Source organism: Veillonella sp. KGMB01456, assembly GCF_023051165.1.
In the GTDB taxonomy this organism is placed as follows: Bacteria; Bacillota; Negativicutes; order Veillonellales; family Veillonellaceae; genus Veillonella_A.
Window position 1 is genome coordinate 1 of record NZ_JALKIG010000007.1, and the last position, 25,022, is coordinate 25,022.

22 protein-coding genes and 1 tRNA gene are annotated in these 25,022 nt (G+C 44.4%); 12 read left to right on the top strand and 11 right to left on the bottom strand.

The window, feature by feature from the left end:
• The first annotated feature begins 552 nt into the window (after window positions 1-552).
• A complete protein-coding gene (locus MXE28_RS03260) occupies window positions 553-1,101 on the top strand; it encodes a helix-turn-helix transcriptional regulator (protein WP_021842270.1) in 549 nt (182 codons plus the stop codon).
• Window positions 1,102-1,165: 64 nt separating this feature from the next.
• Here MXE28_RS03260 and MXE28_RS03265 read toward each other — a convergent pair whose 3' ends face one another.
• The 10 genes from MXE28_RS03265 to MXE28_RS03310 all read right to left on the bottom strand — a co-directional run bounded on the left by MXE28_RS03265 (window position 1,166) and on the right by MXE28_RS03310 (window position 9,921).
• Window positions 1,166-1,915 carry an aminotransferase class IV gene (locus MXE28_RS03265; RefSeq protein ID WP_226974451.1) on the bottom strand — a complete coding sequence of 250 codons (750 nt, stop codon included), beginning with the start codon at window positions 1,913-1,915 and terminating at the stop codon, window positions 1,166-1,168.
• Entirely contained in the window at window positions 1,899-3,359 is a 1,461-nt protein-coding gene (pabB, locus tag MXE28_RS03270) for an aminodeoxychorismate synthase component I (RefSeq protein ID WP_247239812.1), read from the bottom strand. The genes MXE28_RS03265 and pabB overlap by 17 nt, the downstream gene beginning before the upstream one ends.
• Window positions 3,352-3,942, bottom strand: a complete 591-nt coding sequence (locus MXE28_RS03275; protein ID WP_021842273.1) for an aminodeoxychorismate/anthranilate synthase component II — start codon at window positions 3,940-3,942, stop codon at window positions 3,352-3,354. The genes pabB and MXE28_RS03275 overlap by 8 nt, the downstream gene beginning before the upstream one ends.
• A 198-nt stretch (window positions 3,943-4,140) precedes the next feature.
• Window positions 4,141-4,231, bottom strand: a tRNA-Ser gene (locus tag MXE28_RS03280).
• A gap of 139 nt (window positions 4,232-4,370) precedes the next feature.
• A complete protein-coding gene (locus tag MXE28_RS03285) occupies window positions 4,371-5,030 on the bottom strand; it encodes a radical SAM protein (protein WP_226974452.1) in 660 nt (219 codons plus the stop codon).
• Window positions 5,017-5,355 carry a 6-carboxytetrahydropterin synthase QueD gene (gene queD, locus MXE28_RS03290; protein WP_021842275.1) on the bottom strand — a complete coding sequence of 113 codons (339 nt, stop codon included), beginning with the start codon at window positions 5,353-5,355 and terminating at the stop codon, window positions 5,017-5,019. The genes MXE28_RS03285 and queD overlap by 14 nt, the downstream gene beginning before the upstream one ends.
• A gap of 11 nt (window positions 5,356-5,366) precedes the next feature.
• On the bottom strand, window positions 5,367-6,596 hold the full coding sequence (locus MXE28_RS03295) for an LL-diaminopimelate aminotransferase (RefSeq protein WP_226974453.1): 1,230 nt from the start codon (window positions 6,594-6,596) through the stop codon (window positions 5,367-5,369).
• A gap of 505 nt (window positions 6,597-7,101) precedes the next feature.
• A complete protein-coding gene (locus MXE28_RS03300) occupies window positions 7,102-7,869 on the bottom strand; it encodes a hypothetical protein (protein ID WP_021842277.1) in 768 nt (255 codons plus the stop codon).
• Window positions 7,866-9,269: a HAMP domain-containing sensor histidine kinase gene (locus MXE28_RS03305; protein WP_247239813.1), complete on the bottom strand. Its 1,404-nt coding sequence runs from the start codon at window positions 9,267-9,269 to the stop codon at window positions 7,866-7,868. Before MXE28_RS03305 ends, MXE28_RS03300 begins: the two co-directional genes overlap by 4 nt.
• On the bottom strand, window positions 9,247-9,921 hold the full coding sequence (locus MXE28_RS03310) for a response regulator transcription factor (RefSeq protein ID WP_006555394.1): 675 nt from the start codon (window positions 9,919-9,921) through the stop codon (window positions 9,247-9,249). Before MXE28_RS03310 ends, MXE28_RS03305 begins: the two co-directional genes overlap by 23 nt.
• Window positions 9,922-10,524: 603 nt before the next feature.
• On the opposite strand from MXE28_RS03310, the gene MXE28_RS03315 reads away from it, so the two are divergent.
• Genes MXE28_RS03315 through MXE28_RS03325 form a run of 3 tightly spaced genes read left to right on the top strand, consistent with a single transcriptional unit; the run spans window position 10,525 to window position 14,079 of the window.
• On the top strand, window positions 10,525-12,243 hold the full coding sequence (locus MXE28_RS03315; RefSeq protein ID WP_021842279.1) for an FAD-binding protein: 1,719 nt from the start codon (window positions 10,525-10,527) through the stop codon (window positions 12,241-12,243).
• Between the two features lies 1 nt (window position 12,244).
• Window positions 12,245-13,201 carry a succinate dehydrogenase/fumarate reductase iron-sulfur subunit gene (locus tag MXE28_RS03320; RefSeq protein ID WP_021842280.1) on the top strand — a complete coding sequence of 319 codons (957 nt, stop codon included), beginning with the start codon at window positions 12,245-12,247 and terminating at the stop codon, window positions 13,199-13,201.
• A complete protein-coding gene (locus MXE28_RS03325; protein ID WP_021842281.1) occupies window positions 13,201-14,079 on the top strand; it encodes a CoB--CoM heterodisulfide reductase iron-sulfur subunit B family protein in 879 nt (292 codons plus the stop codon). The genes MXE28_RS03320 and MXE28_RS03325 overlap by 1 nt, the downstream gene beginning before the upstream one ends.
• A gap of 148 nt (window positions 14,080-14,227) precedes the next feature.
• Here the strand turns inward: MXE28_RS03325 and MXE28_RS03330 are convergent, their stop codons facing one another.
• Window positions 14,228-14,905, bottom strand: a complete 678-nt coding sequence (locus tag MXE28_RS03330) for a lactate utilization protein (RefSeq protein ID WP_021842282.1) — start codon at window positions 14,903-14,905, stop codon at window positions 14,228-14,230.
• Window positions 14,906-15,712: 807 nt separating this feature from the next.
• On the opposite strand from MXE28_RS03330, the gene MXE28_RS03335 reads away from it, so the two are divergent.
• The 8 genes from MXE28_RS03335 to MXE28_RS03370 all read left to right on the top strand — a co-directional run bounded on the left by MXE28_RS03335 (window position 15,713) and on the right by MXE28_RS03370 (window position 24,943).
• Window positions 15,713-17,230 carry an anthranilate synthase component I family protein gene (locus MXE28_RS03335; protein WP_226974630.1) on the top strand — a complete coding sequence of 506 codons (1,518 nt, stop codon included), beginning with the start codon at window positions 15,713-15,715 and terminating at the stop codon, window positions 17,228-17,230.
• Complete coding sequence (locus tag MXE28_RS03340; RefSeq protein ID WP_226974631.1) at window positions 17,214-17,786, top strand: aminodeoxychorismate/anthranilate synthase component II; 573 nt, start codon at window positions 17,214-17,216, stop codon at window positions 17,784-17,786. The genes MXE28_RS03335 and MXE28_RS03340 overlap by 17 nt, the downstream gene beginning before the upstream one ends.
• Window positions 17,787-17,863: 77 nt before the next feature.
• The gene (gene trpD / locus MXE28_RS03345) at window positions 17,864-18,877 is read left to right on the top strand and encodes an anthranilate phosphoribosyltransferase (RefSeq protein WP_226974636.1); all 1,014 of its coding nucleotides are present in this window, start codon (window positions 17,864-17,866) and stop codon (window positions 18,875-18,877) included.
• On the top strand, window positions 18,877-20,304 hold the full coding sequence (gene trpCF / locus MXE28_RS03350) for a bifunctional indole-3-glycerol-phosphate synthase TrpC/phosphoribosylanthranilate isomerase TrpF (protein ID WP_226974632.1): 1,428 nt from the start codon (window positions 18,877-18,879) through the stop codon (window positions 20,302-20,304). Before trpD ends, trpCF begins: the two co-directional genes overlap by 1 nt.
• 27 nt (window positions 20,305-20,331) lie before the next feature.
• On the top strand, window positions 20,332-21,528 hold the full coding sequence (trpB, locus tag MXE28_RS03355; protein ID WP_226974633.1) for a tryptophan synthase subunit beta: 1,197 nt from the start codon (window positions 20,332-20,334) through the stop codon (window positions 21,526-21,528).
• Window positions 21,521-22,321, top strand: a complete 801-nt coding sequence (trpA, locus tag MXE28_RS03360) for a tryptophan synthase subunit alpha (protein ID WP_226974634.1) — start codon at window positions 21,521-21,523, stop codon at window positions 22,319-22,321. The genes trpB and trpA overlap by 8 nt, the downstream gene beginning before the upstream one ends.
• A 309-nt stretch (window positions 22,322-22,630) precedes the next feature.
• A complete protein-coding gene (locus MXE28_RS03365; RefSeq protein ID WP_226974635.1) occupies window positions 22,631-23,584 on the top strand; it encodes a hypothetical protein in 954 nt (317 codons plus the stop codon).
• Window positions 23,585-23,692: 108 nt separating this feature from the next.
• Window positions 23,693-24,943 carry an Nramp family divalent metal transporter gene (locus tag MXE28_RS03370; protein WP_021842134.1) on the top strand — a complete coding sequence of 417 codons (1,251 nt, stop codon included), beginning with the start codon at window positions 23,693-23,695 and terminating at the stop codon, window positions 24,941-24,943.
• The last annotated feature ends 79 nt before the right edge of the window (window positions 24,944-25,022 follow it).

Sequence of the window (25,022 nt, forward strand, 5' to 3'; positions counted from 1 at the left end):
CCAATTTATTGGGATTAATTTAAAAAAGCCACACACACTTTTTGTCCTATAAGCCCATGATTTGAATATAAAGAACACATATTAACATTGTTCGTAGTAGCTAAGACTTTTTCTTGATAGGTTTAAAGGCGCCTATTTGTTTATATCTGGGCAATTGATATGAACATTAAGACGCCTCTTTTATAAAAACCTATAGTATGTTAGAATAAAGGTAGTTAATTCAATTAAAAACTTTGTTTTTAGCCGTTTAGTACGCCAATACTAGACGGTTTTTTCTTTTTCTTAGTGCAGTCAATTGTATATATGAGACCTCCTTTTTAAAAAAATCCCTCATGTATTACTGACATTCTTTTAAATACGTTTGCTCTAATATCATCTCCTTCTTTCTTAAAATTAGAAAATCCTTTAAAATGTAACTAGTTATAATAGCCTTTCTATAATCATTTCGGCTATAATTGGATTATAACATACTTTATGTTAATTGTCGATTTAGAATTGATTTTACATAAAAAGTAATTTGAAATAGATTTTTGGAGATAGGGAGATTAATAAATGTTTATATGCAAGCTAAGCAAAATTTTAAAAGAGCGGAATCTGAAAAAGACGTCATTTGCTTTGGACAATGGTTTCCCCAAAACTTTTATTGAAAACTTGGTAAGCAATAAGTTCCGAGATATTAATATGGAATCATTGGAACGGGTTATGCAGATTTTGGATATAACCAGGCTCGAGGATATTTTAATCTACGTTCCCTATGAAATAGAGATTGGAGATACCTATGAGTCCAAGACACAGGAAGAAAGTTATGTATTGGGCTTTAAGGATATTTCTATTGATGTAATTTTAAAAAATAAGGAGGGCGCCAAGACGCTGACGACGTTGATTCGGATTCCTCATGGCGAGATGCGCAGTAATGTTATGCTCCTTTCTATCGGTAGTATTGAGGATATTGTAGAAAGGGATAAGTGGCTAGACTTTTTTAATGAGTATGATCCTTACTTTTTATATTATGTATTGGCAAGGGTTGCCGAGCAGGCGCGAAAAGAATTTAAAATTAAGAATTTTGTAACGTCGAGTAGCTTACAAATTAATAAAAAATAGGCGAGAAACTAAACACCCCTGCAGATTTAGGTTTGCAGGGGTGTTTAATTTAATTGAGTTAAATTTAATTGTAGTTAGGAAAAGTTCGCAATCTATCTTGCAGATAATTTTGGTATAAGGTTCCCGTCATTGTCTGTGCTGAGGCCGGGAATTCGTGAGTCCCAAACTGACGTACCGGCATGATGCCCATGAGGGAATTGGTAATAAAACACTCATCGAAGGAGCCGATTTCATGAGGAATGATGGTCTTTTCAACTACTTCATAGCGCTGACAAAGGTAGGCCCGGACGATGCCCGGCAAGAGGCCGGCCTCGATGGGTGGTGTATAAAGTCGGTCGTTTTTTATAAAAAAGAGATTGCTTACGGATCCTTCCGTAAGTTCGCCGCGACTGTTACAGAAAATCGGCTCGTCGATGCCTGCCTTAGCAGCTTGTCGCTTGGCTAAGATGGATTCACCGTAATTAAAGGTTTTGTGGTAGACAAAAGGGGATGATTCGTTACGGCGAATGTCGGACATGGCGAGGACAAAACCCGGACGAGACGGTAAATTCTCATAGGGGTTAGCTCTTACTGTGAAGCTTAGATTGTTAGCTGACACCATGATTTTAACAACGCCCATGCCGTCACCATTTTTGTTTAAATAAATTTGAAGCTGCTGTTGCCAATCGTCAGGTAGGGTGATGCCAAGCCAGTCGAGTGTGCGGCGTAGGCGCGCTTCGTGGGCTTCTAACCAAATTGGCTGATTGTTTACGAGGGCTATGGTTTCGAAGGCACCAAGGCCAAACTGATAGCCGTCATCAAAGGTAAGGTTCATAATCAAAAGTTTCTCCTTTCAAGGCACTGAGTAAGGCCTTTGCCTTTTGCCAGATTTCTTCATATTCAAAGCCACGTTCCGATTCGGCGGTAATACCGCCACCGACACCGATATAGTACGAATCGCCTTGGTGGACGGCCGTGCGGATGACGATGTTGAGGTCGCAGTTGCCGTCGAGGGATAAGTAACCGATGGTGCCGGTGTAGAGTTGGCGACGGCTCGATTCCAGTTCGTCGATGATTTCCATGGCCCGTCTTTTTGGCGCGCCTGTAATGGAGCCACCTGGGAAAAGTGCCGAGAGGGCATCGATGGCGGTCTGATTCGGTTTGAGCGTGCCAATCACGTTGGCGATTAAATGGAAGACTGTGGCATACTCTTCTACCGCAAAGAGGTCGGGTACGATAACACTGCCGGGCTCACAGATTTTATTGAGGTCATTTCGCTCCAGATCCACAATCATCAAGAGTTCGCTTTGGTCTTTTTGCGATTCGGCCAGTTCTTTACGAAGCGCCGCATCTTCCTCGGCTGTTTTGCCGCGTCGGCGAGTTCCTTTGATCGGACGGGTTTCAATTTTTTTGCCGTTGATGCGAAGCAATCGTTCCATGGAAGCACTGATTATCTGATAGGAGTCGTATTGCAGGTAGGCTCCGAAAGGCGACGGATTATCTCGGCGCAGCCGGCTAAAGAAGGTGTACGGCGGGCACTGACAATCGATGGTCAACGTACCGGTAAAATTGGTAACATAAACGTCACCGGCTATAAGGTAGTCCATCAATTTATGAAGGGCCTGAGCATATTCATCCGATGTGCTGTCCGGATGAATTGCTAGGGGATAAGTTTCTGCCAGTGATTGTGACTTGAAGTTAGCCATCTTCGCGGCGATAAGATCCTCCATCTTTTTCAAAAGAACGGGAGCCGGTTCGGTATGACCGTTAGCGATGAACCAAAGGGAGTGATCTTTTAAATCTTCTATGATAAAAAAGTCGTAAAAGCCCCATTTCATATCGGCCATGGTGACCTTCGTTTCGTGTTGCGAGGTAAGTCCCATTTCTTTCATGCCGTAATCATAGGTAACATAGCCGATGGCACCGTCTGTCAAAGGTAGGTCGGTATCGTTTTTACGGTAATGATTTTGCAAGTAGGTCTTGAGATAGTCTTCGGCGCTTCCCGGATGGGCTTTGCCGTCCACATAAAGGCACCCGTTTTCAACTTTTACCTCGTGATAAGGTACGAGACCGATGATGGAATATTGACCGAGGTTGTTTTCTAAGGATGAGTCGAGAAAGGCGGCGTTCTTTTCGTCGGCAAAGAGGGTGAAAATATCACCGGCGCTATAGGGCAAAGTTGAACGGCAAATACAGGCTTCAGCCTCTGTTTCAATCATGGTGTCGCCAATAGATTCCGTCATTGTTTTAGTGACGTTTTTTATCATGGCTTCAGGCATGGGGGTGACCTCCTTCTTCGGCACGACGGCAAAAGGCTTGGATTAATTCAGAGCCATATTCTGACAATAAGGCTTCCGGGTGAAACTGCAGTCCGAAGAGCGGTAATAGTTGGTGTGACATGGCCATAACGGCCCCATCGTCGCTGATGGCATCTACGTGATAAACGGGCGGCAAGGTGCTTTTTTGGACAACCAGCGAATGATAGCGGGTCACGTCAAATGTTGTGGGCAGACCTTTGAATAAGCCGGTTCCTTCATGATGAATGGCCGTAATTTTGCCGTGCATCGGCTTTTCGCCGCGTACCACGGAAGCCCCGGCGTTATGAGCCAGGATTTGCATGCCCAAGCAGACGCCGAGAATAGGCATCGTATTTTTAAATTCACGTACAATATCCAAGGATTCTTTGGCATCGGCAGGCCCCTTGGGGCCGGGCGAGATGATGATGCCGGTAGGTTTCATAGAAGTAATTTCATCCACCGTAATGGTGTCGCAGGGGCGCACCTCGACTTGGCGTCCCGTTTCGGCCACCAAGTTGGCCAGGTTATAGGTAAATGAATCATGATTATCGACGATGAGATACATAATAGCTCCTTATATGAAAAAAAGTATAACGATGGCAGCAAAAAACTGCACAGTCGTTATCCTTAAAGGCCCGTAAACTGTAAGTGGAAAATTCCTTTTATTAGTATATCATATTTAGCTCTTTGACTAAAGTTTTTACTATGATTGTTTTAAATAAAAAAGCCCTACAAACCTAGGTTTGTAGGGGTGTAATCTAACTGGCGGAGGATTAGGGATTCGAACCCTAGCGACGGTAACCCGCCCTAACGATTTAGCAAACCGTCCTCTTCAGCCTCTTGAGTAATCCTCCATATCTAATTACTAAAATATCATATCATTAGTAGAAGGCACTTGTCAAGATTTTGTAAATAATAGTTGTAAATTTTATTAATTCTTTTAGGATTAAATTGCTTAGCAATTAAGCTATTGCCGTCTGGTGTTTTTAGTTTTTAGACGCCTTTAGCATCGGGATCCCAAATGAATTTGTGGATTTGTAATTGCAAGCGAATCTGCTGCAGATTATTTTTCAGTAAATACGCTACGATTTCTTGCGGGTCGATTTTGCCAAAAACGGGGGATACGAAGATATGTCCTTTCGGCTTTTTAGTGAGCACGATTTCTTTCATGCGCTGTAAATCGCCGTAGGAGCTGACTACGAATTTCAATACATCTTTATCCGTCATGGCTTCACATAATTTAGGGTGCATGGACTCTTCGGCACTCGAATCGGGACATTTGTAATCGTAAGTATAGAATACATTATCTCGCTGGAAGGGAGCAATAATGCTGCCGTTCGTTTCGATGTTGAACTCATAGGGACCAAACGGCGTTGTTTCACGGCTCAATACATCGATGAGCTGTTCTACTTCGTCGGCTTGCAACAAGGGTTCGCCGCCGGTAATGGTAATGTAGCGATTCCCCATTTGGCGCAACGCATCCGCTACGTCTTCCACGGATTGTACTTCATAGTCTACTTCGTCGCCGTAGCTGTACGTTGTGTCGCAATAGACACAACGTAAGTTGCAGTCGTAGAGTCTTAGAAAGGAGCAAAGGGACCCTTGGCGGGTACCTTCACCTTCGATGGAGCTGAAACGCTCAATCACGTTCATAAATCGCCACATTCCCTTCCGATTCCTGAACAACAACTTTGAAGCATTTTTCGCCCAACTGATCGGCAATCCATTTCGCCATATTTTCGGCAGTCGGATTGATGTCGCCCATAACATCGTTCACGTGTTTGTGATCAAGTTGGCCGTGAATCGCTTCTTTGATATGACCGAAGTCAATGACCATACCGTTCTCATCAAGCTCGGCGGCGCGTGCGTGAATGTGCACAATCCAGTTATGACCGTGTAGGTTTTGACACTTACTTGGGTAGGTCAACTTCAGCTGATGAGAGGCGCTGATTTCTAGTTTTTTTACTACTGTAAACATGTATACCTCGCTTAAAATTGTAATGTTTTAATTCGCTCAATGGCACGCAATGTGTTTTCACGACTGCCGAAGGAGGTGAGACGTAAGTATCCTTCGCCGCAAGGGCCGAAACCGGCACCCGGGGTGCTTACGATATGTACTTTTCCCAATAAAAGGTCGAAAAACTCCCAGCTTGTCATGCCGGCCGGAACTTTAAGCCAAATGTAAGGCGCATCAACACCGCCGAATACGGTGAGTCCGATGGCAGTAAGGCCTTCGCGGATGATGCGGGCATTTTCTTTGTAGTACGCAATGGCTTCACGTGTTTGACGATGGCCTGCTTCAGAATAAACGGCTTCGGCGGCACGTTGAATAATATAAGGAACACCGTTGAATTTAGTGCATTGTCGACGATTCCACATAGGGTTTAAGGCCTGTTTTTGACCGTCTGCCGTATTGACCGTTAATTCCTTCGGAACCACTGTATAGGCACAGCGTGTGCCGGTGAAGCCGGCTGTTTTGGAGAAGGAACGGAATTCAATGGCTACTTCGCGAGCCCCTTCGATTTCGTAAATGCTGTGAACTGTGTCTTCACTGCTGATGAAGGCTTCGTAGGCGGAGTCAAACATGAGCACCGTATCATTGGCTTTACACCAGTCAACCCATTCTTTAAGGCGTTTGCGGCTCAAAACGGTACCGGTCGGGTTATTCGGGCAGCAGAGGTAGACAATGTCTACATGTTGATTCGGAAATTCCGGCGAAAAGTTATTTTCCGCATTGGTTGGTAAGTAGACGATGTTTTCAAAACGGCCGTCTTTGAACTGACCGGAACGTCCGCCCATGACATTGCTGTCGAGATACACCGGATACACCGGGTCGGTAATGGCAACTACGTTGTTGGCACTGAAGAGCTCCTGGATGTTGCCCACGTCGGATTTGGCTCCGTCGGAGATAAAGACTTCGTCAATATCGAGGTTGATTCCGAGTGGTTTATAATCGTGATCGACAACGGCTTGACGTAAGAATTCGTAACCTTGTTCCGGGCCGTAACCGCGAAACGTTTCGGCTTGACCCATTTCGTCAACTGCTTTATGCATGGCTTCAATCACGGCAGGTGCTAATGGTCGTGTTACATCCCCGATGCCTAAGCGAATGATGTCGGCATCCGGATTATTTTTCTGAAATTCTGCCACTTTGCGAGCAATGTTAGCAAATAAATAGGAACTTTGTAGGTTGGCATAATTTTCGTTGATTAGAGCCATGGTGAACCTCCTTGAAGCTTGGGTACAACTGAATTAAAATTTATAAAAACTACATTATATAGAAATTTATAAATTTAATAGTAACATTTTACTATATATGAAGCCCCTCTGCAAATAATGGCCTGTAAAGACTTTGTCAATAAGGGCTAATAGTAGTGTATAAATATTTGAAAATAAAGAAAAACAGGAATCCGGGGAGGGATTCCTGTTTTTCTTGTAAGGGGAGTGTTAGTGTTAATCAAATGAAATCTTGATCACCTATATTGGCTGAACAGGGAGGGTTCAGTATCAATATAGTTCCCTGTAATCAATGATGGAGGTAATTCGAATGGGGTATCGAAATTACCATTCATTTGATGATATAACTATACGTCATCAAAATGAACGCAAAATGAACGTTTTTGAGTTTTAATGACTTTTTTTGATAAAATTTTCAGATTAAAATTAATAGTGATAATTAGTAGTAAAACACATGTACTATGTGACTTTAAATTATCCTAGAATCTTAGTGGAAAATAGATTTTATAATATGTCCATTAACCCCGTCGATAATTAAATCATAGGTCAAACTGGAGCGTTTGGCTGTAATTTTATACAACGGATGCTTTAATAATTCTTTAGGCGGAGTCCGCGTGAAATCATTAATTTGTACGCCCTTGGCTAATTCGTCAATTGGGGGATGCTCACGATCGGTATTACTCTCATTCGGTTTGATAAGCGTTCTTTCGCTTTCCAGCGGCGGTTTTGGCCCGGCTGCAGCTATTGGCGGCGGCACACGAAGAGGCGGCAATGAGGCCACATTACTGTTTTCGGCTGTAGCCGGCAAGTTTAAGTTCTCATGGCTATCAGACGAATCGGCAGCTTGTCCGTTCATGGGCTTATTTGTCGAAGAATCTGCATTTTTATCATTAGGCATCATTCCTTGGCCGATAGGCGGTCCCGGTGGAAAGGGCAGATCATCAAAGGTGATTAAGGCAATTTCCTTAAATGTCAGCTCATTCAGGGGCACCCCGGTATTAATGGCCGTCAACTCTTTAATGGTATCTTCGCTCAAGAGGGTCAATTTATTGGCTTTGGCCTGGGCTTTGATCATTTCGGTGCGGGCTGCACTGACACGCATCGCTTCCTGTTGTGCCATATAATCATGGACTGCATAGATACCACCGCCGATTGCAAAAGCGGCAACAAATAGCAGTATTATACGGTGTAAAGCTCGTCGAGGCGGCTCTGCATCGTTGGATTCTACTGTGAACTGTCGCAATAATGGTTTCATGGTGTATCCTCTCTAAAGACCTCATCGGTCATGATAGGAAATTCTAAAATAAAACTTGTTGATACATGAGGCTCACTAATTGCATAGGCTTTGGCTTGATGCAAATTAATGACATTTTTTACAAAATAAAGACCTAGTCCCAACCCTTGATTAGCTTTTTTGGTACGGGCCTGATCGACTTGATACATGCGATTCCAAATCTTATCGAGGTCGTCTTGATTAATACCTTCGCCATTATCTTTAATGGTAATACGAATGGTATTGTTTAGTTTTACGACCTGAATGGATATAGCATCTTTGGTAAATTTTATAGCGTTGTCAATCAAGTTGCCCACCGCGCGTTTTAAAAACGGCAGATTGCCGACCATGGATAAATCCGGTTGGATGGTTGCGGTTAAGGTAATATTTCTCTCTTTACAAATTCGTTGATAACTGTCGGCTACTTCTTGCATCATTTGACTGATGCTGAGCGGATCCTTCTTGATGCTGTCCATATTGTCCAAGCGGGCAATATCCAATAATTGGGTAACCATGGCGGTCATGAAACGACTTTGTTGGAAAATATGTTCAAAGCTTTCTTTAGCTTCGTCGATATTGTCGATATAGGCACGACCGTAATCGCTTTCTGCCTGAATAACGGCTATCGGCGTGCGAAGCTCATGGGATACGTCGGAACTGAACTGCTTTTCACGCTGCGAAGAGCTTTCTAAACTGTCAAGCATTGTATTGAATGTTTTAGACAGTGCGGAAATTTCGTCGTGGCTGTCTACCAGTTGTTCGATACGTTGAGATAAGTCGCGTTTTTGACCAATGTCAGCGGCTGTTTGGGTCATATTACGAATCGGTCCGAGACCACGCTTGATAATCCAATAACCGCCACTGGTGCCGATAACGAGGAATATAACCCCGCCGAGAATCAAAGAAAGCAACATAATGTTGGCCGCACGACTGGCTGTGGTAGCGGGCATTACGCCGCGAACCCAACCGTGGAAAGCCGGGTCGGCTACAGGTGCGTCATAATAATAGAAGGTAGTGTTTTTGACAGTTACTTCTTGGATGTGATGGGGAGAAATCATACTTTCCGGTGGGAAACCGTCAGGAATGACCCCTTTGACAGCCACGCCGTTATCCGTATAGAGAACGGTAAAAACACCTTCTTGGAACGGACGGAACCGGGTCAGATTGTCGGCTGTATTAATAACCCTTGATTGTAAGGTACTGCGCATTTCCGAGGCTTCCCACAGTTGCGTGAACTGCAGAATGAACACGGAGAGCATGAGTAACATTAATAAGAGAAATATAGAATACCAGCCGGTAATCTTAAGCGTTAGCGGTAAACGGCTGAAAGGGTTAAGCGAACGACCACCGGAACTTAGCTTATTCTTCCACTTTGAAAACATAGCCCACACCTCGAACTGTGTGAATTAATTTGGCTTCGTTGGCTACATCCAATTTTTTACGTAAATCCTTAATATATACATCTATTAAGTTGGAATAACTTTCGTAGTCGTATTCCCATACGTGGTCGAGAATCTGTTGACGGGATAATACGATGTTTACATTGCTGGCTAAATAATATAATAAGTCAAATTCTTTAGCGGTAAGTACTAATTCCTGGCCGTGTAAGGTAGCGGTACGGCTTTGGCTGTTGATTGTCAAAGGACCGGCTTCCAAATCATTGTGCGCATGATTGTAGCTGCGGCGGGATAAGGCATAGATACGAGCAATCAACTCTTCAAATTCAAAAGGTTTGACGAGATAATCGTCGCCACCGTGGTTCAGGCCTTTTACTTTATCTTGCAAAGTATCTTTGGCGGTTAAGAACAATACCGGCGTTTTGTTGCCTTCCTGGCGCAAGTGTTGCACAACGGTAAAACCGTCCATTTTAGGAATCATTACGTCCATAACGACTACGTCGTAGCTGGATGTATTAATGTGATCCAAAGCGGTTTCGCCGTCAAAGCAGCAGTCAACCGTCATAGATTCAACGCGCAAGCGTTTGGCGATAATATTATTTAGCATTTCTTCGTCTTCAACAAGTAAAACTTTCATACAATCACTCCTGTCTTACAGAAATAAGCCTGTTTCACAACCTCCGTCGGTGTAACAGACTATAAAATAAAACTATAAATCAATTTAAAGAACGTCTAAATTTATTATAACACTTCATAGGCATAATAATAATAGCCTTAAGTTGAAGTCAGTATAGCGTAAGGGTATGAACCCATTGTGAAGGGATAACGTTAAGGCATTAAATTTATGATAACTAAATTGTGTACCTTTGTGTTTTATGCATAGATTGGACGTTTTTCGGACGTTCTTGAAAAAATCAAAAAAAATGTGTGAAAATGATTTTCGATTAGATATTCCGTTTTTCTATCCGGCCATATAAATAAACAGAATAATATTAGCGTTTGTCTAGAAAATACATTAGTTTATGATAAATGTCGGTTTAAATACACACTAAAAATAGGGGGATTTAGCAAATGATAAAAATTATCATTTATGAGGGCTGTTTTCAAGTATGCGTATTTGATTTTGGACAAAAGGCTTTGTAAACCGCTATAATTAAAGAACAAGCTATAGGAAAGGCATGCCCAGGTACGGCGTGCCGGATAAGTCTGTAGGAAGTAGGTACAAGTTTAGGAGGTTATTATGGAACAGTATGATGTTCTAGTAGTAGGTAGCGGCGGAGCCGGCCAACGAGCAGCTTTAGAAGCAGCTCATCAAGAAGGTTTGCGCGTAGCACTTATTACCAAGATTTTCCCAAGTCGTTCTGCAACGGCTATGGCTCAAGGCGGTATTAATGGCGTATTAAACAATGTGGCAAAAGAAGACACTATTGAAGACCACATCTTCGATACCGTTAAAGGTAGTGACTATCTTGCCGACCAGGATGCTGTTGAATTCTTTATCAACCGTTGTCCTGAATTAATCAAAGAACTTGATTATTTCGGTACCCCATTCTCCCGTACTAAAGAAAATAAAATCGCACAACGTAACTTCGGTGGCCAGGCATACCCTCGTACATGCTACAGTGCCGATAAAACCGGTCATGTAATTTTGCATACGTTGTATGAACAATGCTTAAAGGAAAACGTACATTTCCTTCAAGATTGGTACTTATTAGACATCGTTAAAGCCGACGACGGTTCCGTAGGCGGCGTTGTTGCTTGGAACATGAAAGAAGGCCGTGTTGAAAAAATCGCAACTACTGCATTAGTAATTGCAACCGGTGGTGCCGGTCGTATGTATTGGACTCGTACTTCCAACCCTTACCTTTCCACAGGTGACGGTATGGCCGCATGTTTCCGTGCAGGTTGTGCTTTGAAAGACCCTGAAATGGTTCAGTTCCATCCAACCGGTCTCGGTAAAAGCGGTATCTTGATGTCCGAAGCTGTTCGTGGTGAAGGTGGTTACCTCTTGAATAACAAAGGGGAACGTTTCATGAAGGATTATGCTCCTAGCAAAATGGAACTTGCACCTCGTGACGTTGTAGCTAAAGCTATCGAAACTGAAATCGCTGAAGGTCGCGGCTGGGGTACCGGTCTTGACGCATATGTAGTAGCTGACGTTCGTCACTTACCAAAAGAAGTTATTCTTGAAAAACTTCATGGTATCCGCGACCTCGCTATCACATTCGAACATGCCGATCCATTAGTTCAACCTATTCCAATTCGTCCAACTTGTCACTATTCCATGGGCGGTATTGATGTAAAAGATTTCAAAACTTGCGGTACTGTAGTCCCTGGTTTATTTGCAGCCGGCGAAGCTGCTTGCGTATCCATTCACGGTGCTAACCGTCTTGGCGGTAACTCCTTGGCTGACGCTGTTGTATTCGGTAAAGTAGCCGGTGAAGGCGCTGTAGCTTACGTTAAAGAAAACCAAGCTAAAGACGCTGCTAAAGCTCTTAACGAAGCAGCTAACGGTTGGGAACAACGCTTCCGTGAAGTAACCGGCCGTACAACCGGTCGTCCTATTTCTGAAATTCGTGACGAAATGGCTCTTACTATGTGGAACAACGTAGGTATTTTCCGCGAAGAAAAGAAAATGGAAGAAGAATTGGCGATCTTGAATCGTTTGCTTGAAGAATATAAAACTTGCTACGTTGGCGATACTAACCGTACGTTCAATATGGCTTTCGTAAACTACGTTGAAGTAGGCAGCCTCTTAACTATTGCTAAAGCTGTTACTTTGGGCGCTATGCGTCGTAAAGAAAGCCGCGGTAGTCACCTTCGCGAAGACTATGCAAAACGTGATGATGCTAACTTCTTGAATCACACAGTTATTACACTTAAAGAAGATGGCGAATACGAAGTAGGTCAGAGTGAAGTTGTAATTACTCGCTTCGAACCAAAAGAAAGGACGTACTAAGATGAGACAGATTACTTATAAGATTCATCGTTATAATGAAGGTCGCTCCTATGTACAGACCTATTCCTTTGATTATGAACCGGACCGTACAATTCTCTGGGGCCTTCAAAAAATTAAAGATACTATCGATCCAACCTTAACATTCATCGCTGCTTGCCGTAGTGCTGTTTGTGGTGCTTGCTCCATTAAAGTTAATGGTCAGGCTATGCTTGGTTGTGAAAGCAAAATCGACGACATTACCGAACGTTTTGGCAGCGACACTATCGAAATCGCTCCAATCGGTAACTTCGACGTAATCCGCGACTTGGCAGTTGACTGGGAAGCTAAAGTTAACCGTCTTAAAACAGTTGCTCCATGGATTTTCATGAAACCTGAATTCAACCGCGACATGGGCTCTCGCCAAACTCCGGAAGATTTCAAAAAATTTGTTACTAACACAGAATGTATCCTTTGCGGTTGCTGTGCTTCCGAATGTAACAAATTGTCCGCTAATCGCGAAGACTTCTTGGATCCATATGTTTACACTAAAGCTAATCGCTTTGTTCAGGATTCCCGTGATGCTGCACCTATGGCTCACGTAAACCCTGCTTTTGAACATGGTCTTTGGAAATGCGTTCATTGCATGAACTGTATCTCCCGTTGTCCAAAACACTTAAAACCTGCAAAAGATATTTCCGAACTTCGTGCAGTAGCTACGAAAGCCGGCTTATCCAATAAAGGTACTCGCCATGCTATCGCCTTCAAACAAGACCTCATGCAGACCGGTCGCTTGAACGAAGTAACGATGAGTCTTAAAACTGACGGTCTTGTAGATTCCGCTAAACAAGGTCTCTACGCATTGCGTCTCTGGGCACATGGTAAGATTAATCCTCTTGAACTCGTAGTTCCACACAAACCTGTTCAAGGTATTAAGGATGTGCGCACCATTATTAAGGCAGCAGAGGAGGCAGAAAGATAATGAAATACGCATTTTTCCCTGGTTGTGTACTTGAAGGTGCAGCCAAAGAAGATTTTATCGCCACTGTTGCGGTTGCTAAAAAATTAGGCATTCAAATCGAAGAATTGGAAGGTTGGACTTGCTGCGGTGCGTCCCACGTTCAGGACGTTGATCCATTGGCAATTCTTTCTACCAATGCTCGTAACATTGCCTTAGCTGAAGCACAAGGCGTTCAGTTAATGACAGTTTGTAACACTTGTACTTTAATGCTTCGCGAAGCTAAAAATGAACTCGACCGCGATGAAACTCAACGCGCTCGCGTAAACAACATTTTGGGCCAAGCAGGCTTACGTTATAAAGGTACCAGCGATGTAACTCATTTCTTATGGGTATTGATTCGCGACTATGGTTTGAACAACCTTAAAGCTAAAGTTGTTAAACCTTTAAGCGGTCTTCGTGTTGCTGAATACTATGGTTGCCATCTTCTTCGTCCGCAAGAAGAAACCGGCTTTGAAGACTTCCAGATTCCAACCAGCTTGGCTGATGTAATCAAAGCTATCGGCGCTACACCAATCGATTTCTCCCGTAAACTCGATTGCTGTGGTTTCCATGCTGTATACCCTGCACATGATTCCGTTATGCAGATGACCGGTTCCATCAATGCTGATGCTGCTAAAGAAGGCGCTGATTGTGTTGTTACACCTTGCCCACTTTGCCAGATGCAGCTTGATATGTTCCAAAAAGAAGCTAAACAATATGTTCCTAGCGACAAAGATATGCCTATTATCCATATGAGCCAGTTAATCGGCTTAGCATTGGGTATCAGCCCTGCTGAACTTGGCATGACTAAACGTCATATGACAAGCACAGCTGCTTTGAACCGTTTTGTAGGTGCATAATAAGCTAAACAAACTAATACAGGCATTTGATTGATAGCTTGTGCCTATGAAGAAAGCCCCACCCGGCAACGGGTGGGGCTTTCGTTTGGTTATTAGAAGCCAAGTCAGGCTTATAGGACGAAGCGTGTTGGTTTTAGCGGCCAAGTTATTAGAAACCAAGTTCTTCGTTGACAATGATGACCTCCATAATGTCCATATTGCGCATTTTCTTGTAGTAAATGGTAAGGGCGTTGCAGATTCGATCCGGAGAGGCGCAATCATAACAATGATCCTGTTTAATGGCACATGGAGTCTTGGAGAGTTTTTTGTTTTTTACAACATTACGAGGTGCCGCTACATTACGAGCTCGATAAATGGCGGATGCCAAATCGGGGGTAATCTTATTTACGCCGAGGACGAAGAATACTTCTTCGGAACCGAATAGGGAGCAGGCTACGCGATTGCCGGTGCCGTCGATATTAACGAGTTCTCCTGTTTGAGCCAAGGCATTTACGGACGTAAGGAAAACATCACGCTGCATAGTACGAAGGGCTGTCTGACGGAAATTTTCCCCTTCTAAGGGGCGGTGAATATCCGTTATTTCCTTATTGGTAGGCTCTAAGGCTTCATAGACTTTAAGGGCTTGTAAGGTGCGGGAGTCGCCCAAGCCAACCCGTTTATTTTGAATGCGTTCTTTTAAGTAAGCCGTGGCTTCGGCGCCGGTCTCAAAATAATGCACAACAAAGTTATTGCGTGTCAGATTTTTAATGGTTGTTTCTATGTTAATAGCTGTGTAATTCGGTTCAGGATTGGTAACTGCATTAATTGTGGTGTCGGTGTTGGCCATGGGACTTCCCTCCAAAATAAACTGCGAAATATAAGGATCCTAAAATAAATACACTATATGTATATTATACCACCAAGATTGATTGTGATGTGAGAATTCAAAAAAATATATGACGCTTTAAATCCCAATTAATGCTTGTTATTAAGGTATTGGTAAAGCTTAGTTTTAAATTTTATGAAAACCTTACAAAAAAAATCTTGACATTTGACGTCATTGTGTATATTATAAATACAACCTAAGTGGACAGAGTTTCTTGTTAAAAGAACAAACTGATAAAAATTGTACATCACGAGATAACACGAAGGTAGCTTGAGGGAGCAGAGAGAAGGATTTGTTCGGCATAGGGATTGCCGGGCAATATGGAGTGAGAGACATTTGATTTTAACGGCCGCCGGGGTGGTGGCTCGTATATAACTTTATAGCGAACCTATAAACCGTTGAGACGGAGATAAAAATAAGACGTGCACTTACAGAGAGTGGAGTTAGCTGAGATTTTCACAGAACGCAGCTTATTAAATGGACCGTTGAGGGCGCTGGGAAAGAGTTATGTTAATAGCTTTAGTATACAGCGACGCGACATTGGCGTTAGCAATGAGGGGTATGTTAGTACCCTGCGAATGAGGGGGCGTTTTATTGTATGTAGAACGTCAAACAAGGTGGTACCGCGAGTATAATTACCCGTCCTTGGCATATATTTGCCAAGGACTTTTTTGTTACCAAAAGAGAGTTAGCATAAAAAGCTTGGCATGGAAAGTATTAAATGTTATAAGCGTTGGCCCAAATGATTGAGAAAAAGGAGCTGCCATTATGAATCAGTTACCATTGGAAACATTAAAAAAATACGCTGCAGATTATCCGATTGTGCCCGTATACAAAGAAATCTTTTCGGATACGCGTACCGTAGTGAGTGTGCTTAAAGCGTTAAAACGTGTAAGCAAAACCGCCTTTTTATTGGAAAGTGCGGATAACAAAGAGAACTGGGGTCGCTATTCATTCCTAGGCTATAATCCTCTCCTTGAAATCACCTGTAAGGCCGGCACGATGACGATTAAGGGCGCTACGACACAAACCTATCGGACGACCAAGCCGAATGAAGAAATTCGCCGGGTAATGAAAGAATACCGTAGTCCGCAATTCGATTTTTTACCCACCTTTACAGGTGGTCTTGTAGGTTACTTCGGCTATGAATACATGACCTACCAAGAACCGCATTTGGATCACGGGTTTCAAGCACAACGGATGAAGTTGATGTCCACCGGTCCTTACGATATACTCATTTTCAACGATGTGGAGCTTTTGTTGTTTGATAAAGTTATTGTGTTTGATCATTATAAGAAAAAGATTATTTTAATTACCAATATTCGCACCGATGAGTTGGAAACGAATTATAACAAGGCTCAACTGGAGCTGGAAAGTTTAGCCAAATTGGTGGCGACAGGGGAAGAAGTGAATGAACCGGCCGGTAACCTCTTAACGGAATTTGAAGACGAGTTTACCAAAGAAGAATTCATGGCAAAGATTGAAACCTTACAGGAGCATATTAGAAAAGGGGATATTTTCCAAGGCGTGTTATCCATCGGACGTCGCGCACGGTTTAAAGGCAGTTTACTCAATGCTTATCGTATCTTGCGTACTACAAATCCATCGCCGTATATGTTTTATCTCAGCAGCCCGCATATGGAATTGACCGGAGCCTCACCGGAAACTTTGGTGAAGGTTCGTGATGGTCAGGTGGAAACCTTCCCAATCGCCGGAACGATGCCGCGAGGTAAGAATAAAGCGGAAGATATGGCGTATGAAGAGCGGTTGAGAAATGACGAAAAGGAATTGGCCGAACATAATATGTTGGTCGATTTAGGCCGTAATGATTTAGGTCGTGTTTGTGAATTCGGTAGTGTGAAGGTAACAGCGCTTAGAGAAATTCAACGATTCTCTCATGTGATGCATATTTGTTCCGCCGTATCGGGAACACTTCAAAAAGATAAGGATGCATTGGATGCATTAAGTGCTACCTTACCGGCCGGCACCTTATCGGGGGCACCGAAGATTCGGGCCGTAGAGATTTTGCAAACACTTGAGAAAGCACCGCGCGGCGTGTATGCGGGGGCTATCGGATATTTAGATTTTGCCGGCAATATGGACACTTGCATCGGCATTCGCATGGCGGTGGCCAGAGGCGGTTATGTAGCGGTTCGTTCCGGCGCCGGTATCGTACGGGACAGTGTACCGGCCAATGAATATGAAGAAACGCGCAACAAGGCGCAGGCTATAATCGAAGCGATTAAGAAAGGGGTAGAGGTGACCGGTTATGATATTGTTGATTGATCATTATGACAGTTTTTCCTTTAATTTATATCAATTTATCGGAACCTTGAATTCGGATATTAAAGTGGTTCGCAGCGATGAATTAACGGTACCGGAAGTGCTTGAACTGAACCCGAGTCACATTGTATTATCACCGGGACCGGGTCGGCCGAATGAAGCGGGCATTTACGAAACCTTGATTCCGGCCGTGGCCGGTAAAATCCCGCTTTTAGGAGTTTGCCTCGGTCATCAGGCCTTGGCGGAAAGTTTTGGCGGCACCGTAGGTTTTGCCAAAACGGTAATGCACGGCAAGTCCAGTGAGGTCAATATAATTAAAGACTCCAAGTTGTTTGAAGGTCTGCCAAAGCACTTCGAAGCGGCTCGCTATCATTCTTTGGCGGTAGATAGAGCAAGCTTACCGGAAGAGTTGGTGGTTACGGCGGAAACGGCGGACGGCGAAATCATGGCCATGGAACATAAATCAGAACCACTATACGGCGTTCAATTCCATCCGGAATCGATTTTAACACCCCATGGCATTGAGATTTTAAAGAACTTTTTGAACATGAGTGTATAAGTAAATTACGATGAAATATTGAGAACTGAGAGTATTGACAAATAAGAGAGGGCAGGGCCCGAGAGGAGCTAATCATGATAATTAAAACGGCGATTGAAACAGTGGTAGATGGTAAGGATTTGACCTACGATATGGCTTTGGGAGCCATGCGTGAGATTATGAACGGTGAAGCTAATGAGGCTCAAATTGGTGCTTTGTTGGGGGCTCTTCGCCTTAAGGGGGAAACCATCGATGAGATTACCGGTTTTGCTCAAGGCATGCGTGAAAAAGCCATGCCCGTAAAGCACGCTAAGGATGTATTTGAAATTGTCGGTACCGGTGGTGATAAGGCGAATACGTTTAATATTTCCACCACTGCAGGCTTTGTAATCGCTGCCGGCGGTATTCCGGTTGCTAAGCACGGCAATCGCAGTGTATCCAGTAAATGTGGCGCTGCTGATTGCTTGGAAGCCTTAGGGGTCAATTTAAATGTACCGGGACCGGCCAATCAGGATGTGCTTAATAAAGTAGGCATGTGCTTTATGTTTGCCCCGCTCTATCATAGCTCCATGAAATACGCCATGCCGGTGCGCAAGGCTTTAGGAATTCGCACCGTGTTTAATGTTCTGGGACCTTTGACGAATCCTGCCGGTGCGACCATGCAGCTCATGGGCGTATACGCTAAGGAATTAGTTGAACCGATGGCTCAGGTATTAGCTAATCTGGGGGTTAAACGAGGCGCCGTAGTTCACGGTTTTGACGGTCTCGATGAAATCACCGCTTGTGATAAGACCTATGTTTGCGAAATTAATGATGGTAAGTTAACCAGCTATGTGCTGGATCCTGCTGAATTCGGTCTTGCCTATGCCAAACCGGCTGAACTCGTAGGCGGTGACGGTCCGGTTAATGCGGAAATTACCCGCTCCGTACTGAATGGTGAAAACGGCTCCCGTCGTAATGCGGTTCTTCTTAATGCAGGCATGAGTTTCCGTTTGGCAGAAGAAGATACTACTTTAGCTGAAGGTATCGCTAAGGCGGCGCGGCTTATCGATGAAGGCAAGGCTCTGGCGGTGTTGGAAGGTTTAATCGCCGCTACCAATGAGGTGGCTTAATGATTCTTGATACGATTGTAGCAGCCACTAAAGCGCGGGTGGCCAAGTTAAAAGAAAGTGTGCCTTTGGAGCTGATCAAGGCCAAAGCAGAGGTGATAGCACGAGCCGAACTGACAAGACAGGGCGGACAATTCCCCTTTGATTTTGAAAAAGCGCTTCGGGCGGGCTCGATGAATTTTATCTGCGAGGTGAAAAAAGCATCGCCGTCGAAAGGCGTTATTGCGGAAGATTTCCCTTATTTGGCGATTGCCGAGGATTATGAAAAGGCCGGTGCCGCCGCTATATCGGTATTGACGGAACCGGAGTTTTTCCAAGGGGCCGATACATACCTCACAGAGATTGCCAAGGCAGTACAGATTCCGGTGCTGCGTAAAGATTTTACTATCGACAGCTATCAGATATATGAGGCCAAAGTAATCGGTGCCTCCGCCATTTTATTGATTTGTGCGATTCTATCGGAAGAAGAATTAAAGAATTTTCATGGGTTGGCAAACAGTTTAGGCTTGGCCTGTTTGGTTGAGGCCCATTCGGAAGAAGAGATAGCTAAAGCTCTTAATATAGGGGCACGGGTTATCGGCGTAAATAATCGTGATTTGCGTGATTTTACGGTAGATATTAATCACAGTTTGAAGCTTAGAAAGCTGGTGCCTGATTCGGTTATATTTGTATCGGAAAGCGGTCTTAATACGGCCGCTGATATAGAAGCTCTTCGTGAAAACGGTATCGGCGCCGCCCTTATCGGGGAGCGTTTTATGAGAGTGGCCGATAAGGGAACAGCGATTGCCGAACTCTACGGCAAAGTACCACCGGTGAAAGCAAAAATTTGCGGCTTGAAACGGCCGGAAGATATTGCCTTAATCAATGCGTTGCCCCATGAATTAAGACCGGAGTATATAGGTTTCGTATTTGCTCCCAGCAAACGGCAGGTGACTTGTATTGAGGCTAAAACCTTGGCGGCCCATTTGGTGCCGACAGTAAAAAAAGCAGGCATCTTTGTTAACGAATCATTAGAAGTTATGGCGAAGCTGGCTATAGCCGTGCCCCTTGATGTAATTCAGCTTTCCGGTGATGAAACGGAAGAGGACATTGAGGCGTTACGTCAATTGACGAAGGCGGCCATTTGGAAAGTCGTTCCGGTGAAGTCAGCCGCCGATGTAGCGCGATGGCGTGACAGTTCAGCCGATATGATTCTATTTGATACGTTTGTAAAGGGCGAACGGGGCGGATCCGGTCAAAGCTTTGACTGGTCGCTTTTAAGAGATTTTACGAAACCCTTTATGTTGGCCGGCGGTTTAAATATTACAAATGTAGCTCGAGCGATGCGCATTGCCAAGCCTTATGGCGTTGATGTGAGCAGTGGTGTAGAGACTGACGGCGTTAAAGATGAACGAAAAATAGAAGACTTTTTGAAAATAGTAAAACAATAAAAGAGAAAGATTGGAGAGGTGAGTTTTGTGAGTGAAGTACAACGCAAGGGCCGCTATGGTGAGCATGGCGGGCAATATATTCCGGAGATTTTGATGAACGCCGTCCTTGAAGTAGAAGCAGCGTATGAGAAATATAAAAATGACCCCGATTTCGTGGCCGAATTGGAAGAACTACAGGTGAATTACACGGGTCGTCCGTCGATTTTGTACTATGCCAAGCATATGTCGGAAGATTTGGGCGGTGCCAAAATTTATTTGAAACGTGAAGATTTAAATCATACCGGCTCCCATAAGATTAACAACGTATTGGGACAGGTTTTGTTGGCCAAACGAATGGGTAAAAAACGTATCATCGCTGAGACCGGCGCCGGTCAACATGGTGTTGCGGCGGCTACGGCAGCGGCGCTTCTCGGCATGGTATGCGAAATTTTTATGGGTAAAGAAGACACGGAACGTCAGGCCCTTAATGTGTATCGCATGGAATTATTAGGTGCGAAGGTACATCCCGTAACGTCAGGGACTATGACCTTAAAAGACGCAGTCAGTGAAACGCTTCGTGAATGGACTCGCCGGGTGGATGATACCTATTATGCCATGGGGTCAGCCGTAGGTCCGCATCCGTTCCCCATGATTGTCCGCGATTTCCAAAGCATTATCAGTAAAGAAGCGCGGGAACAAATTTTGGACGCTGAAGGCAAGTTGCCAAGCATGGTGCTCGCCTGTGTCGGTGGTGGCAGCAATGCTATCGGCATGTTCTATCATTTCATCCCTGATGAAGGGGTTCAGTTGGTCGGTTGTGAAGCAGCGGGCCTCGGTATCGAAACGAAAGAACATGCGGCTACGTTGGCAAAAGGAACACCGGGGATTTTCCACGGCATGCGTTCCTATTTCGTGCAAAACGAATACGGCCAAATTGCACCGGTATACTCCATCTCTGCCGGTCTTGATTATCCGGGTATCGGACCGGAACATTCGTACTTACACGATACGGGTCGAGCTACTTACGTTCCGATTACCGATGAAGAAGCGGTAACGGCCTTTGAATATTTGTCGCGCACCGAAGGCATTATTCCGGCTATTGAAAGTGCCCATGCCGTAGCCCATGCTATGAAGGTGGCACCGACAATGGGTCGTGACGAATCGATTATTATTTGTATTTCCGGTCGCGGTGATAAGGATGTAGCGGCTATGGCGCGATACAGGGGGTATGACATCAATGAATAAGGTACAACAAGACAGTTATGCAATAGAACAAGCTTTTGCCAAGGGCAAAGCATTTATCGGATTTTTGACTGCCGGCGACCCTAATTTGGAAGCCACGGCCCGTTATATTAAGGTTATGGCTGATGCGGGCGCCGATTTAGTGGAAATCGGCATTCCCTTCTCCGATCCGGTGGCCGAAGGGGAAGTCATTCAGCGCGCCTCACAAAGAGCGCTAAAAAGCGGTGCTCTTACGGATGCCATTTTTGCCATGGTTCAAAAAGTCCGTGAAACTGTTACGATTCCGTTGGTGTTCATGACCTATTTGAACCCGGTTTATGTATATGGCGCGGAAAAATTCTTTGCTCGCTGCCAAGCGCTTAACATTCGCGGCATCATTGTACCGGACATGCCTTACGAAGAAAAAGGTGAAATTGAAGATGTGGCGGCTGCTGCGGGAGTTACCGTGATTTCCTTAATCGCCCCAACTTCAGAACAGCGTATCGAACGCATTGCATCTGATGCGAAAGGTTTTGTTTACTGCGTATCTTCCTTAGGGGTAACGGGCGTGCGCAAAGAAATTACTACCGATATCGCAGGCTTAGTGCAAACGATAAAAAAATATACCGATGTGCCGGTGGCCATCGGCTTCGGCATTGCTGAACCGGAACAGGCGAAAGCTATGGCAGCCGTTTCGGATGGGGCTATCGTAGGCTCGGCTATTGTAAAAATCATTGAAGCTCATGGTGATGCGGCTGATGAAGCGTTAGGGGAGTACGTAAAAACTATGAAAGCGGCTGTTCTGAGTGCCGTGTAAGTTAAAACATTGTAAGGGATAACAGTTGAATAGATAAAAACGGCTTTTTACTTAAACATTAGTATGTTGGTAAAAAGCCGTTTTTCATGAAATTCCGAAATGAATTTTGTATAGTGCTGTTAGGACCATATTTGCTTGAAATGGGAGGATTTTTTTGAAAAAGTTAGGGCTATGTTTGCTTGAAACAGGCGAAGCTTTTGGAAACAGGCGAATAACTTTAATTAATTTTGATAATGACTTTCAATGATAGCAAAGTTCGTAAAAACATGGTATAATATTGATGAATTTAAGAAAATAAGGAGATTGACCATGAATTGGAAAAAAGCTTTATTAGTAGCCGGTTTATGTACCGTTTGTACTGTAGGTATCAGTCAGGCCGATAATCGCCTGGCCGATGTGAAACCGTCGGATTGGGCGTATCAGGCGTTAATGACGCTCGAAAAGCATGGGGCACTTACTGATACTAAAGGTTTAAATTTGGGTACGCAAGTATATACGCGTTATGAATTGACACCACTGGTGGCGGATATTGTGGAACGTCGTGAGACAATGAATGATACGGATAAAAATATTGCCATTCGCTTGTATAGTGAATTCCGTGAGGATTTGATGCAATATAACCGGGATCAGGAAATTCGCGAAGGTAAGCGCGGCGAAGATGCTATTTCGCAAGGTCAACAGCCGGCATTAACCCGCGAAGAAATTGCGGAAAAAATGAAGCATTTTGAAGTGGACAGCAGCAAGGTGCAAACTGGTGGCGATGTGCGCCTTCGTTTTGATAATCGCGGCCGCAGTGATGCCAGGGCTCGTGTAGGTGTGGTCATTTCGAGCAGTGGTGTGGCAGCACCGGATGCTTTATATGATAAAGTAGGCAAACAGGCGATTGCTCAGGCTGATGAAGAAGCGGCTAAATCGCGTGAAAAATTTCAGGAAAATCGTGCACGCATAGAAGCGGAAGAAAAAGCAGAACAGGCTAAACAGGATAAAGCAGCAGCTAAGGCACAGGCTAAAGCCGATAAAGAAGCGGCTAAGGCCCAGGCTAAAGCTGATAAAGCAGCCGCGAAAGCACAGGCTAAAGCAGATAAAGAAGCTGCCAAGGAACAAGGCAAATCCGGTAATAAAGAGACCGGCGCGCAGGCTCAGCCCGGCCCGGTAGTTCAGGGAGCAGCTCAAGCTGATGCGGCTAATAATGGCGAGGCCAACGCCGATGCTAAACCGGTAAATCCAAATAGTGCTGCTGAAAGTGCATCTGCTGCACAATAGTGTTTGGACTGTGACAGGAAGGGGACCCTTGCTGAAATCCAAGCCGTAATTATGAGTGTATGTGAATCGGTGTCGTTGGATTATAAAAGATAGGAAATGGTGAAGGGTATGTTGTCACGTATTAAAGAAAAACTAAATACGGTCCACAAACAGGGAGTTTCGGAAGTTTTCCGATACATTGGACCGGGGATTATCGTAACGGTCGGGTTTATCGACCCGGGGAACTGGGCGGCCAACTTAGCGGCCGGGGCCCAATTCGGTTACAGTTTGTTATGGGTTGTTACGCTTTCAACGATTATGCTCATCTTGTTGCAACATAATGTGGCCCATTTAGGTATTGTAACCGGTCGTTGTTTGTCGGAATGTGCCTATGAAACATTGCCCCGTTGGTTGTCGCGCACTTTACTGAGTACGGCAGGGCTGGCAGCGGCGGCCACAGCGTTGGCGGAGTTTATCGGGGCGGCCATAGCTTTAAAAATGCTGTTCGGCATTCCGCTTTTTATCGGATCTATTTTGACGGCCATTGTGTGTACCGTCATGCTGTTGACAAATTCGTACAGTAAGCTTGAAAAAGTTATTGCCGGCTTTGTATCGCTCATTGCGTTAGCCTATTTGGCAGAGCTTTCCATGGTTGATGTAGATTGGGCTGCATCAGGACTCGGTTGGGTGAATCCGACATTGCCGAATGAATCGATGCTCGTTATCTTGAGTATTTTAGGGGCCGTTATTATGCCTCATAATTTATTTCTTCATTCGGAAATTATTCAGAGCCGTGAGTTCAATAAAAAAGATCCGGAAATTATGAAGAAACGCTTGCGTTATGAGTTCTTGGATACTATTCTTTCCATGGGGATTGGCTGGGCCATCAATTCCGCCATGATTATTCTGGCGGCCGCTACGTTCTTTGCGCAAGGCGTAATGGTAGAAGAGTTAGAACAGGCTCAGGAATTGTTGGTACCGTTAATCGGGCCGTCGGCAGGGGTTATTTTTGCCATCGCCTTACTCTTTGCGGGGCTTGCTTCGTCGGCTACGGCCGGTATGGCGGGAGCCAGTATTTTTGCGGGGATGTTTGGTGAATCCTATGATATGAAGGATTTGCACAGTCGCATCGGGCTCGCACTTACTTATATTCCGGCGCTCGTGCTCATTTTATTCATTCAAGACTCGTTTAAAGCACTCCTCGTTTCACAAATGTTCCTCAGTTTGCAATTGCCGTTTACCATTTTCTTGCAGCTCTACTTGACCGGTTCGGCCAAGGTTATGGGGGTATACAAAAACAAACCGTCTACGGCGGTTATGTTGTGGCTTATCGGGCTTGTGGTGACGGGGATGAATATTTATCTCTTATTTGAAGCGTAATCGTTTATATTTGAAGCCTAATCGTTTACTGCAGATTGACCGCGTGTATGCATGACGCGTCAATGTAACAGTCAATATT